At 63.8% G+C, this 15,408-nt stretch carries 9 protein-coding genes; 6 read left to right on the plus strand and 3 right to left on the minus strand.

Translation table 11 applies throughout. The annotated features are described in order from the left end of the window. Window positions 1-5 precede the first annotated feature (5 nt). Both AC0L3H_RS01920 and AC0L3H_RS01925 read left to right on the plus strand, forming a co-directional pair. Window positions 6-1,997 (plus strand): heme lyase CcmF/NrfE family subunit, encoded by a 1,992-nt coding sequence (locus AC0L3H_RS01920; protein ID WP_473584286.1) that lies wholly within the window; start codon window positions 6-8, stop codon window positions 1,995-1,997. Beyond that, window positions 1,994-2,461: a cytochrome c-type biogenesis protein gene (locus AC0L3H_RS01925; RefSeq protein ID WP_473584287.1), complete on the plus strand. Its 468-nt coding sequence runs from the start codon at window positions 1,994-1,996 to the stop codon at window positions 2,459-2,461. Before AC0L3H_RS01920 ends, AC0L3H_RS01925 begins: the two co-directional genes overlap by 4 nt. Before the next feature lie 71 nt (window positions 2,462-2,532). On the opposite strand, the gene AC0L3H_RS01930 is transcribed toward AC0L3H_RS01925, so the two are convergent. Continuing rightward, window positions 2,533-2,802, minus strand: a complete 270-nt coding sequence (locus AC0L3H_RS01930) for a CopG family ribbon-helix-helix protein (RefSeq protein WP_473509907.1) — start codon at window positions 2,800-2,802, stop codon at window positions 2,533-2,535. A gap of 185 nt (window positions 2,803-2,987) precedes the next feature. On the opposite strand from AC0L3H_RS01930, the gene AC0L3H_RS01935 reads away from it, so the two are divergent. The 4 genes from AC0L3H_RS01935 (at window position 2,988) to AC0L3H_RS01950 (ending at window position 9,980) form a co-directional block, all read left to right on the plus strand. Continuing rightward, entirely contained in the window at window positions 2,988-4,517 is a 1,530-nt protein-coding gene (locus tag AC0L3H_RS01935) for a Do family serine endopeptidase (RefSeq protein ID WP_473516797.1), read from the plus strand. A gap of 360 nt (window positions 4,518-4,877) precedes the next feature. Then, window positions 4,878-5,552: a response regulator transcription factor gene (locus tag AC0L3H_RS01940; protein WP_023800810.1), complete on the plus strand. Its 675-nt coding sequence runs from the start codon at window positions 4,878-4,880 to the stop codon at window positions 5,550-5,552. A gap of 1 nt (window position 5,553) precedes the next feature. Continuing rightward, window positions 5,554-7,023: a sensor histidine kinase gene (locus AC0L3H_RS01945; RefSeq protein ID WP_473584288.1), complete on the plus strand. Its 1,470-nt coding sequence runs from the start codon at window positions 5,554-5,556 to the stop codon at window positions 7,021-7,023. Further along, a complete protein-coding gene (locus AC0L3H_RS01950) occupies window positions 7,023-9,980 on the plus strand; it encodes a bifunctional [glutamine synthetase] adenylyltransferase/[glutamine synthetase]-adenylyl-L-tyrosine phosphorylase (RefSeq protein WP_473584289.1) in 2,958 nt (985 codons plus the stop codon). The genes AC0L3H_RS01945 and AC0L3H_RS01950 overlap by 1 nt, the downstream gene beginning before the upstream one ends. A gap of 80 nt (window positions 9,981-10,060) precedes the next feature. Here the strand turns inward: AC0L3H_RS01950 and AC0L3H_RS01955 are convergent, their stop codons facing one another. Together AC0L3H_RS01955 and pepN are read right to left on the minus strand one after the other, a co-directional pair. Continuing rightward, complete coding sequence (locus tag AC0L3H_RS01955; RefSeq protein ID WP_473584290.1) at window positions 10,061-12,388, minus strand: PAS domain-containing sensor histidine kinase; 2,328 nt, start codon at window positions 12,386-12,388, stop codon at window positions 10,061-10,063. 311 nt (window positions 12,389-12,699) lie between these two features. Next, the gene (gene pepN, locus AC0L3H_RS01960; RefSeq protein ID WP_473584291.1) at window positions 12,700-15,345 is read right to left on the minus strand and encodes an aminopeptidase N; all 2,646 of its coding nucleotides are present in this window, start codon (window positions 15,343-15,345) and stop codon (window positions 12,700-12,702) included. Window positions 15,346-15,408 lie beyond the last annotated feature (63 nt).

Raw genomic sequence — 15,408 nt, forward strand, 5'->3', positions numbered from 1 at the left:
CCACAATGGTTGAAACCGGACATTTCGCGCTGGTCCTGGCGTTTGCGCTGTCTTTGGTACAGGCGCTGGTGCCGCTGTTCGGCGCGCGTATCAACAGCCAGAAGATGATGGCCGTCGGCGGTCCGGTCGCGGTGACCGGCTTCGCCTTGACCGCTCTGTCCTTCGCGGCACTGGCGACGGCCTATGCGACGTCCGACTTTTCGGTGGCCAACGTCTGGGACAACTCGCATTCGCTGCAGCCGCTGATCTACAAGATCACCGGCACATGGGGCAATCACGAGGGCTCGATGCTGCTCTGGGTGCTGATCCTGAGCTTCTTCGGGGCGCTCGTCGCTGTTTTCGGCAGCAATCTTCCAGCGACCCTTCGAGCCAACGTGCTGGCCGTGCAAGGCGCGATCGGCGCCACCTTCTTGCTGTTCATCCTGGCGACGTCCAACCCGTTCGCCAGGCTCAATCCGGCGCCGATCGAGGGCCGCGATCTCAACCCGATCCTGCAGGATCTCGGCCTCGCCATCCATCCGCCGCTGCTCTATCTCGGCTATGTCGGCTTCTCGATCTGCTTTTCCTTCTCGGTCGCCGCCCTCATCGAAGGCCGCATCGACGCGTCCTGGGCGCGCTGGGTGCGGCCATGGACGCTGGTCGCGTGGATGTTCCTGACCGGCGGCATCGCCATGGGTTCCTACTGGGCCTATTACGAACTTGGCTGGGGCGGTTTCTGGTTCTGGGATCCGGTCGAGAACGCCTCGTTCATGCCTTGGCTGGCCGGTACCGCGCTGCTCCATTCGGCGATCGTCATGGAAAAGCGCTCGGCCCTGAAGATCTGGACGCTGTTGCTGGCGATCCTGACCTTCTCGCTGTCGCTGCTCGGCACCTTCCTGGTGCGCTCCGGCGTGCTCACCTCCGTCCACGCCTTCGCCACCGATCCGACGCGCGGCGTGTTCATTCTCTGCATCCTGACACTGTTCATCGGCGGCTCACTGGCGTTGTTCGCCTTTCGCGCCTCGAGGTTGACGGCCGGCGGCCTGTTTCATCCGATCTCGCGCGAAGGGGCGCTGGTCCTCAACAATCTGTTCCTGACCACGGCCACCGCCACCGTGCTGATCGGTACGCTCTATCCGCTGGTCGTCGAGGCCGTTTCGGCCGACAAGATTTCGGTCGGCGCGCCGTTCTTCAACCTGACGTTCGGCCCGCTGATGGTGCCGCTCCTGGTCGCGGTTCCGTTCGGGCCGCTGCTGGCCTGGAAGCGCGGCGATATTCTCGCCGTCGCCCAGCGGCTGATGGCGGCCTTCGCCGCCGCGCTTCTGGCCGTGCTGGTGACGGCCTTGTTCATCGACGGCTCGTCGGTGTTCGCTGCACTTGGCGTCGGCCTGGCCTTCTGGCTGATCTGCGGCGCGCTCACCGATATTGCCGTCAAGTCCGGCCTTGGCAGTGTCGCGCCCGGCGTCGTGTTCAGGCGCTTCGCCGGCCTGCCGCGTTCGGTCTTCGGCACCGCGCTCGCCCATCTCGGTCTTGGGCTGACGACGCTGGGCATCGTCGGCACACTTTGCTTCGGCACCGAGAAGATACTGTCGATGCGTGCCGGCGAGACCGTGCAACTGTCCGGCCACACACTGCGCTTCGAAGGGCTTTATCCGGCCCAGGGGCCTAACTACAGCGAGGATCGCGGCCGCTTCGCCCTGCTCGGCGCTGATGGAAGCACCACCGCCGTGATCACCTCGTCCAAGCGCTCCTATCCGGTCCGGCAGATGACGACGACCGAGTCCGGTATCAAGACGATCGGTTTCAGCCAGCTCTACCTCTCGCTTGGCGACGAGGCGACCGACGGCTCCGTCGTGGTGCGGCTGTGGTGGAAGCCGCTGGTGACGTTGATCTGGGGCGGCGCCCTTGTCATGATGGCAGGTGCTGCGATGTCGCTGATGGACCGGCGGCTGCGCGTCGGCGCACCGTCGCGCCGCCGCAGATCGGCGGGCGCCATGCCTTCGGCGAGCCTGCCATGACCGCAAGAAAAACTTCACTGGCCTCCTTGATCCTGCTGCTGACGCTGTTGTTTGCCGGCGCCGCACTTGCGGTGAAGCCGGACGAGGTTCTGGCCGACCCGGCGCTCGAGGCGCGAGCACGGACGCTTTCGGAGGAGCTGCGCTGCATGGTTTGCCAGAACCAGTCGATCGACGAATCCGACGCCGACCTTGCCCGCGACCTGCGCGTGCTGGTGCGCCAGCGCCTGGTCGCCGGCGATACCGACCGGCAGGTGATCGACTACATCGTTTCCCGCTACGGCGAGTTCGTGCTGTTGAAGCCGCGCTTCAGCCTGCGCAATGCGCTGTTGTGGGGCACGCCGGTCCTCCTGCTGCTTGCCGGCGGGATTTTCATCGTGCTGACCGCCCGGTCGCGCCGTTCAACGCCTGCGGCCATGCTCACCGCCGAGGAGAAGGCAGCGTTGGACAAGGTGCTGGGTAACTAATTCGGCCCGGCCGCCCCGCCGCCAAGGCCACGGCCGTGTCACGATGTCTCGCGACCAGGTGACGAACCGCTTCAAGCCTTGTCTGCGCGCCTGGCTTCCGACGCTTCGATGATGGCGTCGATTTCCGCCATGGCTTCGTCGTGCGGCACGACACGGCCAGCTGCCGCATCGGCCATGCCGCGTTTGATGCCTTCGATGATCTCAAGCTCGCGATCGACATAGGCCGATATCGCCTCGGCCGCGAGGAAGGATTTGCTGCGCCGCGTGTCGGCGGCGATCCGCTCCAGCTTCAGCTTGGTTTCGGACGAAACCCGAATCGTCATGATGGCGCTTGCGGTCATGGTGAAAGCCTTGTGCTGAACTGTGTACAACATAGGGCAACGGGCGGGCGCAACCAAAGGGTTGGTGCCTGCAAACATTACCAAAGTTTCATGCACTGGAAATGGCGCCGTAATGTGCGCGCCTCTATTTCTCTTGGCCGAGGATGCCGACCGAAGCGCATCCCTTGAAAGAGGATACGAGACCCATGAATATTGCCCCCAATTCACATTCCCGCACCCGCAAACGCCTGATGGCTGCCGCCGCATCAGTGGCCATTGCCGGCGCGATCGGCTTCGGCGCGGTTGCCACCGGGACAGCCCCCGTCCTGGCCGAGGCCGTGCGTGTCGAGGCGCCTCAGGTCCCGAGCTTCGCCGACGTGGTCGAGCGCGTTTCGCCGGCGGTCGTCAGTGTCCGCGTCAAAGCCAAGATAGAATCGACCGCCGACGATGGCTCTGACCTGCCCGACGCCTTCGGCAATCTCCCCGACGATCCGCAATTGCGCCGCTTCTTCAGGGAGTTCCGTGGCTTTGGCGATCAGGATGGCCGGGATGGGATGCGACGTTTCGGACGTGGTGACCGCCAGCCGCGGCCGGTCGCTCAAGGGTCCGGCTTCTTCATCTCCGAGGATGGCTACCTCGTCACCAACAACCATGTCGTCGGAGAGGGCTCGTCCTTCACGGTGGTGATGCATGACGGCAAGGAACTCGACGCCAAGTTGGTCGGCACAGATCCGCGCACCGATCTCGCAGTGCTCAAGGTCGAAGGCGACGGCAAGTTCACCTATGTCGACTTCGCCGATGATTCAAAGGTTCGCGTCGGCGACTGGGTGGTGGCCGTCGGCAATCCGTTCGGCCTCGGCGGCACAGTCACTGCCGGCATTGTCTCGGCCCGTGGTCGCGACATCGGCGCCGGTCCTTATGATGATTTCATCCAGATCGATGCCTCGGTGAACCGCGGCAATTCGGGTGGCCCGACCTTCAACCTCAACGGCCAGGTCGTCGGCATCAACACCGCGATCTTCTCGCCGTCCGGCGGCAGCGTCGGCATTGCCTTCGACATTCCCGCCTCGACCGCCAAACAGGTCGTTCAGGATCTGATGAAGGACGGCACCGTCCAGCGCGGCTGGCTTGGCGTCGAGATCCAGCCGGTCACCTCCGAAATCGCCGAATCGCTCGGGCTGAAGTCCGATAAGGGCGCTCTTGTTTCCAGCGCCCAGGACGATGGTCCCGGCAAGGACGCCGGCATATCGGCTGGTGACGTCATCACTCAGGTGGACGGCAAGGACGTCGCTTCGCCGAAGGAACTCGCCCGTCTGATCGGCGCCTACCCGCCCGGCAAGCCGGTCGACGTCACGCTGTGGCGTGACGGCAAGAGTGAAACGGTCAAGGTCGACCTCGGCACGCTGCCTTCGAGTGACAAGCAGGCTTCGGCCGACCAGCAGCCTTCGGCTCCGCCAAAGGCCGATACGCTGGCCGACCTCGGTCTCACCGTCACCAGGTCCGACGATGGCAAAGGGCTTGTGGTGACCGATGTCGATCCCGACAGCGATGCCGCCGATCGCGGCATCCAGCCCGGCGATGTCATCACCTCGGTCAATTCGACGGAGGTCAATGGCACCGAGGACGTCGCCAAGGCCATGGCCGACGCGGTGAAGTCGGGCCGCAAGGCGGTGCTGATGCAGATCACCCGCGACGACAGCAACCGCTTCGTCGCGCTGCCTGTCGCCAAGGGCTGACGTTCCAGACTCTTCCGATGCGGCGGTTTCAAACACCCGAGCCGTAGCATGGGAAAGCACGGGGCTTGAATACGTTAGTCAGTCATCGTGTTCCGCCCCAGCGGCAGCGGGCGCCCATCGCCCGCTGCCGCTCGAACAACAGAGCAGTCGCCCAAAGTGTGAAGCGGTTTGGGGATGACGACATGCTCAAACAATAAAGCATGTCGCCCAAATCCGAGGATGCGGCGGCTCGACGCCAATAACATTATAAAACAAAGACTTACTGCTCGTTCTTGAATCATTTTGTTCGCGATACACCTTGAGGCCATGATGCCTATGCCGGCCACTCAATCTTCCAGCGAAATCGCGTATAACGGTCCCATGAAGATTCTCGTCATAGAAGACGATCGCGAAGCGGCCGATTACCTCCAGAAAGCCTTTACCGAGGCCGGACATACCGCCCATGTCGCCGGCGACGGCGAAACCGGCTTCGCGCTCGCTGACTCCGGCGACTATGACGTGATGGTGGTCGACCGCATGCTGCCGCGCCGCGACGGCCTGTCGGTCATCGCCGGTCTTAGATCCCGAGGCAAGACTACGCCGGTGCTGATCCTGTCGGCGCTCGGCGAAGTCGACGACCGGGTCACCGGCTTGCGCGCCGGCGGCGACGACTATCTGACCAAGCCCTATGCCTTTTCCGAGCTTCTGGCCCGGGTCGAGGTGCTGAACCGCCGCGCCAGCGCCAGGGAGGCCGAAACCGTCTACCGGGTCGGCGACCTCGAACTCGACAGGCTGTCGCATTCGGTACGGCGCGCGGCCCGCGAGATTACGCTGCAGCCGCGCGAGTTCCGCCTGCTCGAATATCTGATGCGCCATGCCGGCCAGGTGGTGACCCGCACCATGCTGCTGGAAAATGTCTGGGACTATCATTTCGATCCGCAGACCAACGTCATCGACGTTCACGTCTCGCGGCTGCGCGGCAAGATCGAGAAGGGCTTCGACAAGCCCATCCTGCACACGGTCCGTGGCGCCGGCTATATGCTCAAGAGCGGCTAGCATGGCCCTTTCCATGCCGGCCATCATGAAGACGACGGCAGCGCGGCTTTCGGCGCTCTATCTCCTGCTGTTCGCCATCTGTGCGGTGCTGCTCGTCTTCTACATGACCTCGCTGTCGGCGCGCATGCTGACCGGCCAGACGCAGGAGACCATCAACGATGAGGTGCTCGGACTCGCCCGGGTCTATCAGCGCGGCGGCTTGCCGCTGCTGGTCCGGGTGGTCGAGCAGCGCTCCCGCCAGCCCGGCGCCAATCTCTATTTGATCGCCGATGCCAACGGCCAGATCCTGACCGGCAACGTGCAGAGCCTGGAACCCGGCGTTCTCGTGGCCGAGGGCTGGACGACGGAGCCGTTTTCCTACCGGCGCTTTGGCGAGGGCGAGCTCGAGCGGCAACGCAATCCGATCGCCGACCCGAACGAACCCAGCCAGAGCGAAGTCCAGGTCGAAGGCGAGAAGGGCCACAACGCCATTGCCTTGGTGCTGCGCCTGCCGAACCAGATGATCATGCTGGTCGGCCGCGATCTCGGCGAGCCTGAGCGGTTCCGCGCCGTTATCCGCCGCGCCTTGACGTTGGCGCTCGGCATGATGGCGCTTGGCGGAATTTTGATCTGGTTCTTCGTCGGCCGCGCGGCGCTGAAGCGCATCGACTCGGTGTCGCAGGCCAGTCGCCGCATCTTAGGCGGCGACCTTTCCGGCCGGCTGCCGGTCACCGGCGCCGGCGACGAGTTCGATCGGCTCTCCGAAAATCTCAATTCCATGCTGGCCAGGATCGCCACGCTGAATGAAGGGCTGAAGCAGGTCTCCGACAACATCGCCCACGATCTGAAGACGCCGCTGACCAGGCTGCGCAACCGCGCCGAGGCGACGCTCTCCGGCAAGCACAACTCCGCCGACTACCGGCAGGCGCTGGAAGCGACAATCGCCGAGTCCGACCATCTGATAAAGACCTTCAACGCCATCCTGATGATCTCGAGGCTGGAGGCGGGCTATTCCTCAGAAATCACCAGCCGGGTCGATCTGGCTGCTTCCGTGTGCGATGTCGTCGAGCTCTACGAGCCGGTGGCGGAGGAGGCGGGAGTGACACTCGAGACCTCTGTGCAGGACGGCTTCGCCGTTGAAGGCAATCGCGAGCTGATCGGCCAGGCGCTATCGAACATCGTCGACAACGCGATCAAATATTCGACCGACTCGACAGCCAAGCCGACCGTTCGCGTGGCGCTCGATCGCGTCGGCAGCGAAATCAGGCTTTCCGTCACCGACAACGGCCAGGGCATTTCCGACGATGCCGATCGCGCCAGGGCGACCGAGCGTTTCGTGCGGCTGGAGAAGAGCCGCTCGCAGCCGGGTTCCGGTCTCGGCCTCAGCCTCGCCAAGGCGATCATGACATTCCACAAAGGGCGGCTTGATCTCCTGCCCGCCAATCCTGGATTATCCGTCGTCATGAGTTTTCCCGAACGGGAGGATCGCTGATGGCGGTGAAGGCGGCTGCGGGACACACCCACTGGCTTCTGAAGCCGGCGGCAAGGCTCGTGCCTCTGGATCAGAACCGAGCCCGGCGGGAATTGTCGGAGATCGCTTCCGCAGCGCAGGAAGAGGGGCTTGCCGTGCTGGCGAAATTCCTGGCCGGCGAGGGCGCCGTCCAGGAGTTTCTCGCGGCAGTCTTCGACCTGTCGCCGTTCCTGCGCGACACGGTGCGCCGCCGCCCGCAGATCCTGGATGCGCTTTTCGATGAGACCGTCGAGGCCCGGCTGGCATCGATCGGCGCCGCCATCGACAAGGCCGCGCGGGCGGAAGCCATCTCTGAGAACGGCCTGATGATGGAGCTGCGGCAATGGAAAGCGGAAGCGCATGTCCTGATCGCGCTGGCCGATCTTGCAGGCGAGGCCGAAACTGCAATCACAGTACGGCGGCTGAGCGATCTTGCCGACGCCTGCACCCGCGCTGCCGTCGACTTCCTGCTTCGCGACGCGCACCGACAAGGCAAGCTCAAACGGTCGGATCTCGAGGATCCGGCGCGCCGGTCGGGCTGGATCCTGCTCGGCATGGGCAAGCTTGGCGCGCATGAGCTGAACTTCTCCTCCGACATCGACCTCGTCGTTTTCTTCGACCCGCAAGCGCCAGCAGTCGTCGATCCGCTCGATGCGACGGAGCTGTTTTCGCGCCTGACCCGCCGGCTGGTCCGCATGCTCCAGGACCGCACCGAACACGGCTATGTTTTCCGCACCGACCTCAGGCTTCGTCCCGACCCCGGTTCGACGCCGCTGGCGATCCCGGTCGAGGCGGCGCTGCGCTACTACGAGGCGCGCGGCCAGAACTGGGAGAGGGCCGCAATGATCAAGGCGCGTCCGGTGGCCGGCGATGTCGCCGCCGGCACTGCGTTCCTGAAGGAGCTCCAGCCCTACATCTGGCGCAAATACATGGACTATGCGGCGATCGCCGACGTCCATTCGATCAAGCGCCAGATCCACGCCCACAAGGGTCTTGGCGAGATCGCGGTGAAGGGCCACAACGTCAAGCTCGGCCGCGGCGGCATCCGCGAGATCGAGTTCTTCGTCCAGACCCAGCAGCTCATCGCCGGCGGCCGCTTCCCCGAACTGCGCGGCCGCGAGACGGTGCCGATGCTTGGCCAGCTTGCGGCACGCGGCTGGATCACTGCCGATGCGCGCGATACGCTCACAAGGCAGTACTGGCTCCTGCGCCGCGTCGAGCACGCCGTTCAGATGGTCGCCGACGAGCAGATCCACATACTGCCGGACGATGACGAAGGGCTCGAACGCATTGCCCGCCTGCTCGGTTTTGCCGATGCGGCGGCCTTTGCCGAGGCGTTCCGCGCCGCACTCCATCAGGTCGAACGCCACTACGCAGCGCTTTTCGAGACCGCGCCCGAGCTTTCGGCTGGCATCGGCAATCTGGTCTTTACCGGCGATGTCGACGACCCCGATACGTTGCAGACCCTGCAGAGATTGGGATTCCAGCGGGCGAGCGACATCTGCCGCGTCATCCGCGGCTGGCATTTCGGCCGCTATCGCGTCACCCAGTCAGCCGAGGCGCGCGAGCGGTTGACCGAACTGACGCCGGCGCTGCTGCAATCCTTCGGCCAGACGCGCCGCGCGGACGAGGCGTTGATACGCTTCGACGAATTCCTTGCCGGTCTGCCCGCCGGCATTCAGCTGTTCTCGCTGCTCCACTCCAATCCGGCTCTGCTGAAGCTGCTGGCGACCATCATGGGCGCGGCGCCCCGGCTGGCCGCCATCATCACACGCCGGCCGCACGTGTTTGACGGCCTGCTTGATCCGGCCCTTTTGACCGAACTGCCGGACCGCGCCTATCTGTCCGGCCGTCTCGCCGCGTTCCTCGAAGGCGACAGGGCCTATGAGGACGTGCTCGACCGCTTGCGCATCTTTGCGTCCGAGCAAAAATTCCTGATCGGCGTCAGGCTGCTTGCCGGCTCGATCGATCCGGCGCGCGCCGGCCGTGCTTTTTCCGATCTGGCCGATCTCACCATCGACGCGGCGCTGCGGGCGGTCATCGCCGAGTTCGCGCTACGCCACGGTCGCATCGCCGGCGGCACGGTTGCGCTGCTCGGCATGGGCAAGCTCGGCAGCCGCGAATTGACGGCCGGCTCAGACGTCGACCTCATCCTGCTCTATGATCACGACGCCGATGCCGAAGAATCCGATGGCGACAAGCCGCTCGCCCCGTCGCACTATTACGCCAGGATGACGCAGCGGCTGATCGCTGCGGTGTCCGCGCCGACCGCCGAGGGCGTTCTCTACGAACTCGACCTTCGCTTGCGGCCGTCCGGCAACAAGGGGCCGGTGGCGACCCATGTCGATGCCTTCAAGAAGTACCAGCGCAAGGACGCCTGGACCTGGGAGCATATGGCGCTGTCAAGGGCCCGCGCGATCGGCGGCGATCAAGCGCTATGCGCCGAGGTCGAGACCGAAGTGGCACAGGTGCTTGCCCTGCCGCGCGACAGCGCCAAGGTGATGGCCGAGGCGGCCGAGATGCGCGCGATGATCGAGAAGGAAAAACCGCCGCGCGATCTCTGGGACATCAAGCTGATTCCGGGTGGTCTCATCGATCTCGAATTCATCGCGCAGGTGGCGGTGATCACGGGAAAGGTCGAAGCGGGCCGCCGGGCCACCGGGACGGCGGACGTGCTGTCGAGGCTGGCGCCGGATTTCGCCGAGGCCCAGGTCAGGCAGGAGCTTTGCGATGCCTATGCGCTCTATCTGGCGCTGACCCAGATGACGCGGCTCTGCCTCACCGGCGTATTCGAACGCGACGACGTTCCGCCGGGGCTTTCGGATCTGCTACTGGCGGTCACCGACCTGCCGGATTTCGGCGTGCTGGAAGCGCACCTCAAGGAGATGTCGCAAAATGTCAGGAAGGATTTTGGCTTTTTGCTTCGTGTGAATGAGTAGTGAATGGTGAATGGTGAATGGTGAATGGAATTAGATATTCACTACTGACTATTCACTATTCACTATTCACTATTCACTAGTCAGGCGGCGGCCCTGACTGGCTGCGTCGGCTTCCTGGTCGGAATGCGCACCGACACGATCGTGCCGGTGCCTTCGGTGGAGCGGATTTTCAAGGCGCCGCCCTGAAGCTCGGCCAACGAGCGTGAGATGGCAAGGCCAAGGCCGGAACCGGCATGGCTCTTGGAAAACTGGTTCTGCACCTGCTCGAACGGCCGCCCGAGCTTGCTCAGCGCCTCCTTCGGGATGCCGCAGCCATTGTCTTCGATCGTCAGCACCAGAGCGCTGGAGGTGTTGCGGGCCCTTACCGCAATGCGGCCGCCCTGGCCGGTGAACTTCACCGCATTCGACAGCAGGTTGATGATGATCTGCTTGATCGCCCGGCGGTCGGCGAACAGCGTCAGCGAATCGGGGATGCGTGTTTCGACGGTGATCGACTTTTCCGCCGCCTGCAGCGAGATGACGCGCACCGTTTCCCGCATCAGCGGGCAGAGGTCGATTTCCTCCTGATCCATCGAGAACTGGCCGGCCTCGATCTTCGACATGTCGAGGATGTCGTTGATGACGCCCAGAAGATATTTGCCGCTGCCGTTGATGTCGGTGGCGTATTCCTCGTAGCGCGGCGAACCCAGGGGCCCGAACAGCGCCTGTTCCATCAGTTCGGAGAAGCCGATGATCGCGTTGAGCGGCGTGCGCAATTCATGTGACATGTTGGCCAGGAACTCGGATTTGGCCCGGTTCGCGGCCTCGGCGCGCTCGGTTTCCTTCATGTATTTGTGATTGAGCTCGACCAGTTCGCGCGACCGCTCTTCCTCTGCCCGGCGGGCAAGGCTGAGGTCATGGATCGTCGCCATCAGCCGGCGCTCACTGTCGACCAGCTTCTCCTGGTGCAGCTTGATCTGGGTGATGTCGGAGCCGACCGAGACGGTGCCGCCGTCCCTGGTCCGCAACTCGTTCACCTGCAGCCAGCGGCCATCGGCAAGCTGCCGCTCGAAGGTCACGCCGCCTTGCTGCCCGTTGGTGTTGGCAAGCCGGCGCTCCGAAGCGAAGGCAAGCATGCGATCTTCGAGAACGGCGCGCGAGGCGCCCGGCATCACGTCGCGATCCGACAGGCCGTTGTCCTGCTGGAACTTGGAATTGCACATGATCAGGCGCTGGGCCGAATCCCAGAGCACGAAGGATTCGTTGATGTTTTCGATGGCCGTTCGCAGGCGAAGATCCGCGGCCTCGGAGCGCAGCGCCAAATGCCGCTGCTCGGTGACGTCGACGGCGATGCCGATCAACTGGATCTCCGGCGCTTCCGGGTCGATCACCTGCGCTCTTGCGCGCATCCACACCCATTGTCCGTCGGCGTGGCGCATCCGGAACACTTGGTCGATGTGGTCGATCTCACGTGCGACGATCCTGTTGGCGAGTTGGAACAGGTCGCCGTCCTCGGGATGGATGATCCCGTCGACCTCGCCGAACGACAGCATCGTGTCGCAGGGCTCATAGCCCAGCATGTCGTACATCGAACGCGACCAGTACATCTTGCCGCGCACCATGTCCCAATCCCACAGGCCGCAGCGGCCGCGCACCAGCGCCATGTCGATGCGCTGGTGCGCTTCGAGATAGATGCGGTCGGCGGTCTGGGCGCGCGCCGCCTGGCCGAAATAGGCATAGAGGACGATGATCAGCACGCCGGCCGTCAGCACGAACAGCGTGACGTTGAGCGAAACGGTCTTGCGCCACGTGTCGAAGACCGCATCCTGCGGAACGAGCGCTGCGGCAGCACCATTCCTGCCGTTTGCCAGGCTCACCGCGGCATACCAGTCCTGGCCGCCGATGCTGACCTCCATCACCCCGGCGCGGTCGCCGAACATGAACAGCGGTTGACCGCCCTGGGCGATGGCGTCGAGCGACCGCCCCTCCCAGCCCGTCGATTGCGGTGTCACGGCAACGATCTTGAACGCGCTGTCGGTGACCGCAAGCACGTGGCTTCGACCCATGGCGCCCTGACGGCTGATGCCCTCCAACAGGTCCTGCGTCGCGCCAGGCGTCGAGGCCATGTTCGCATCGACGCTGATCGAACTGGCCAGTTGGCCCGCCGCGAGCGAGAGGATCGCCTTGGCGTCGCGTTCCACGTCGTCGCGCTCGTGCATCAGCGACAGGAACCGCAGTGCCGCGATGACAATCAGGAAAATGATGATGAGGGCCGGTATCGATCGGCGCAGCAATGGCTCGGCTGCCAGAAGCCGTCGGTAGGCGGGTTCGGCGATCAGCCGCGCATTGCCGGCGAGACCGTCGCTTCCCGCCTCACGCTGCTCAAAACCCGTCCCTCCGGGCGCGCCCCACGCGTCCGCCTTCGCCATAAATGGCTCTCCCCGATCTTAAATCTGCTTGACGATCCGGCGACGCCGCACTTCCGAATCTTCAGCTAAAGAATCAAAGGTGATTCGGCTTGTCCAGTGGCGCAGCGAAAAAAGATTAAAAATCGACTAAAATAATGGCTTTATGGGCGGGCTTCCCTTCTCCCCTTGTGGGAGAAGGTGGCCGAGCGAAGCTCGGTCGGATGAGGGGTGCTCCAGCTTGGCACCGACAGCACTCCGTCCAACACCCCTTATCCGTCTCGGCGCTCCGCGCCGATCCACCTTCTCCCACAAGGGGGAGAAGGTGAGGACCATTACGCCAGCGTGCGCTCAATGATGTCGCGCAAATCGGCCGACAGGTTCTCGGTATTGGCAATCGAAAGCAGCGCTTCCCTTGCCTTGCCCTGCCGGGCAGGTTCCAGCGAGCGCCATGATCTGAGTGCCGTCGCCAGCCTGGCGGCCAATTGCGGGTTGCGCTTTTCGACCTGCAGGACCGTTTCGACGAAAAACCGGTAGCCTTCGCCGTCGGCGCGATGGAAGCCGGTCTGGTTGGCGCTGGAAAACGTGCCGACGAGCGAGCGCACCCGGTTCGGGTTGGCCATCGAGAAGGCCGGGTGGCCGGTCAGGGCGCGCACTGCATGAATGGTTTGCGGGCCCGGCACGCTGGCCTGGATATGGAACCATTTGTCCATCACCAGCGGATCGGTCGCATATTTCGCTTCGAACTCCGCCAGCGCCTTGACCGTCTCGGGCGAACCGTTATGGCGCAGCGCAAGCACGCTCAATGCGGCGGCCCGGTCGGTCATGTTGGTCGCGGACTGGAAATTCCGGGCCGCAAGCGCCGCACCTCCATGCAGCAGCGAAAGATAGTCGAGCAAGGTGTTGCGCAGCGCCCGGCGACCGGCGCTTGCCGCATCAGGACTGAAAGCGTCCTTGTCGGTCAGTCGATCGTAGAGGTCGGAGAATATCTCGCGATTCGCCTCGGCGATCGCGACCGTCAGCGCCTCGCGGGCCGAGAAAATGGCATCGGGGTCGATGTTCTTGCCGATGTCACGGGCGATATCGGCTTCGCTCGGAAGCGCCAGAGCCAGCGCCCGATAGGCCGGTTCGAGTGTCTCGTCGCCGGCTATTTTGCCGGCAAGCTCGATCAACCGCGATGCGAAACCGGGCTGCTTGCCGTCAAGGACCTGGCGGAAGGTGGATATCAGAGCCTCGGTCAAAAGCGTGTTGAACGCCTGCCAGCGCGAGAAGGTATCGTTGTCATGGCCAGCAAGGAAGAACTGATCGTCGGGCCTCTGCTCGACGGAAAGCGTCACCGGCGCCGAGAAGCCGCGGTTGAGCGACATCGCCGGGCGCTCAGTGACGCCCGAGAAGCGCACCATGTGCCGACGCTTGCGGATATGGATGACGCCGTCCTCGACGCTGGCGCCCTCGACGCCGCCATATTCTATCGCTTTGCCATCGGTGCCGACCAGGCTGAAGGCCAGCGGAATATGCATCAGCCGCTTGCGGCTTTCGGACGGCGTTGGCGGCACCGACTGTTCGATCTCGAGCGTGAATTCCTGGGCCGCCGCATTGTGCGTCGAACTGATGGTCAGATTGGGCGTGCCGGCCTGATGGTACCACAGCGAAAATTGCGCGAGGTCGCGCCCGGACACATCCTCGAACACCTTGATGAAGTCCTCGATGGTTGCAGCCTCGCCGTCATGGCGCTCGAAATAGAGATCCATGCCGGCCCGGAACGTCTCGGCGCCGAGAATGGTGCGGATCATGCGCACCACTTCCGAGCCCTTTTCGTAGACTGTCGCCGTGTAGAAATTATTGATCTCGCGGTAGCGGCGCGGTCGCACCGGATGCGCCAGCGGTCCCTGGTCTTCGGGAAACTGATGTGCCTTGAGCGTGCGCACTTCGGCGATGCGTTTCACCGCTCGCGAGCGTTGGTCGGCGGAGAATTCGTGATCGCGGAAAACTGTCAGCCCTTCCTTCAGGCAAAGCTGGAACCAGTCGCGGCAAGTGATTCTGTTGCCGGTCCAATTGTGGAAATACTCATGCGCGATGATCGCCTCGATATTGGCGAAATCGGCGTCCGTTGCGGTCTCCTGGTCGGCCAGCACATACTTGTCGTTGAAGATGTTGAGGCCCTTGTTCTCCATCGCGCCCATGTTGAAGTCGGACACGGCGACGATGTTGAAGACGTCGAGGTCGTATTCGCGGCCGAACGCTTCCTCGTCCCATTTCATCGACCGTTTCAGGGCGTCCATGGCGTAGCCGGCGAGTCGCTCCTTGCCCGGCTCGACAAAGATGCCGAGCTCGACCTCGCGGCCGGACAATGTGACGAAGCTGTCCGCGACCTTGCCGAGAGCGCCTGCGACCAGGGCGAACAGATAGGACGGCTTGGGGAAGGGGTCGTGCCAGACTGCATAGTGCCAGCCGTCGGCAAGTTCGCCGCTGCCAGCCGGATTGCCGTTGGAAAGAAGCTGTGGCGCCTCATGGTGCGGCGCCTCGATGCGCACCGTATAGACCGACAGGATATCCGGACGGTCGAGAAAATAGGTGATGCGCCGAAAGCCCTCGGCCTCGCACTGCGTGCAATAGACGTTGCTCGAGCGATAGAGGCCCATCAGGGTTTCGTTGTGCGCCGGCGCCAGCTCGGTTTCGATCAGCAGTTGGAAGCGGGCTGCTGCAGGCGGCGTGGTGATCGTCAACTGATCGGGCGTGGCGAAAAAATCGGTGGGCGCGAGTGTCTGGCCGTCGATTGCGATGCGGCCGAGCGTCAGGCCATCGCCGTCCAGCACCAGCGGCATTGACGCCGCTACGCCGTCGCGGCGCTCGACCGTCAGCACGGCGATGACGCGCGTGGCTTCCGGCGACAGGCGGAAAGTCAGGCCGGTTTCCGGAATGAGATAGTCGGTGGGGCGATAGTCTTCGAGCTTGAAGACCTGGCCGGTGTCCGTGCGCATTCCGTTGGTTTTCCTGTCGATTTCCGCAGCGGCAGGTGGGTCCGCTGGTCGAAGAAATGTGAA

It is taken from the genome of Mesorhizobium sp. WSM4816 (assembly GCF_055811535.1).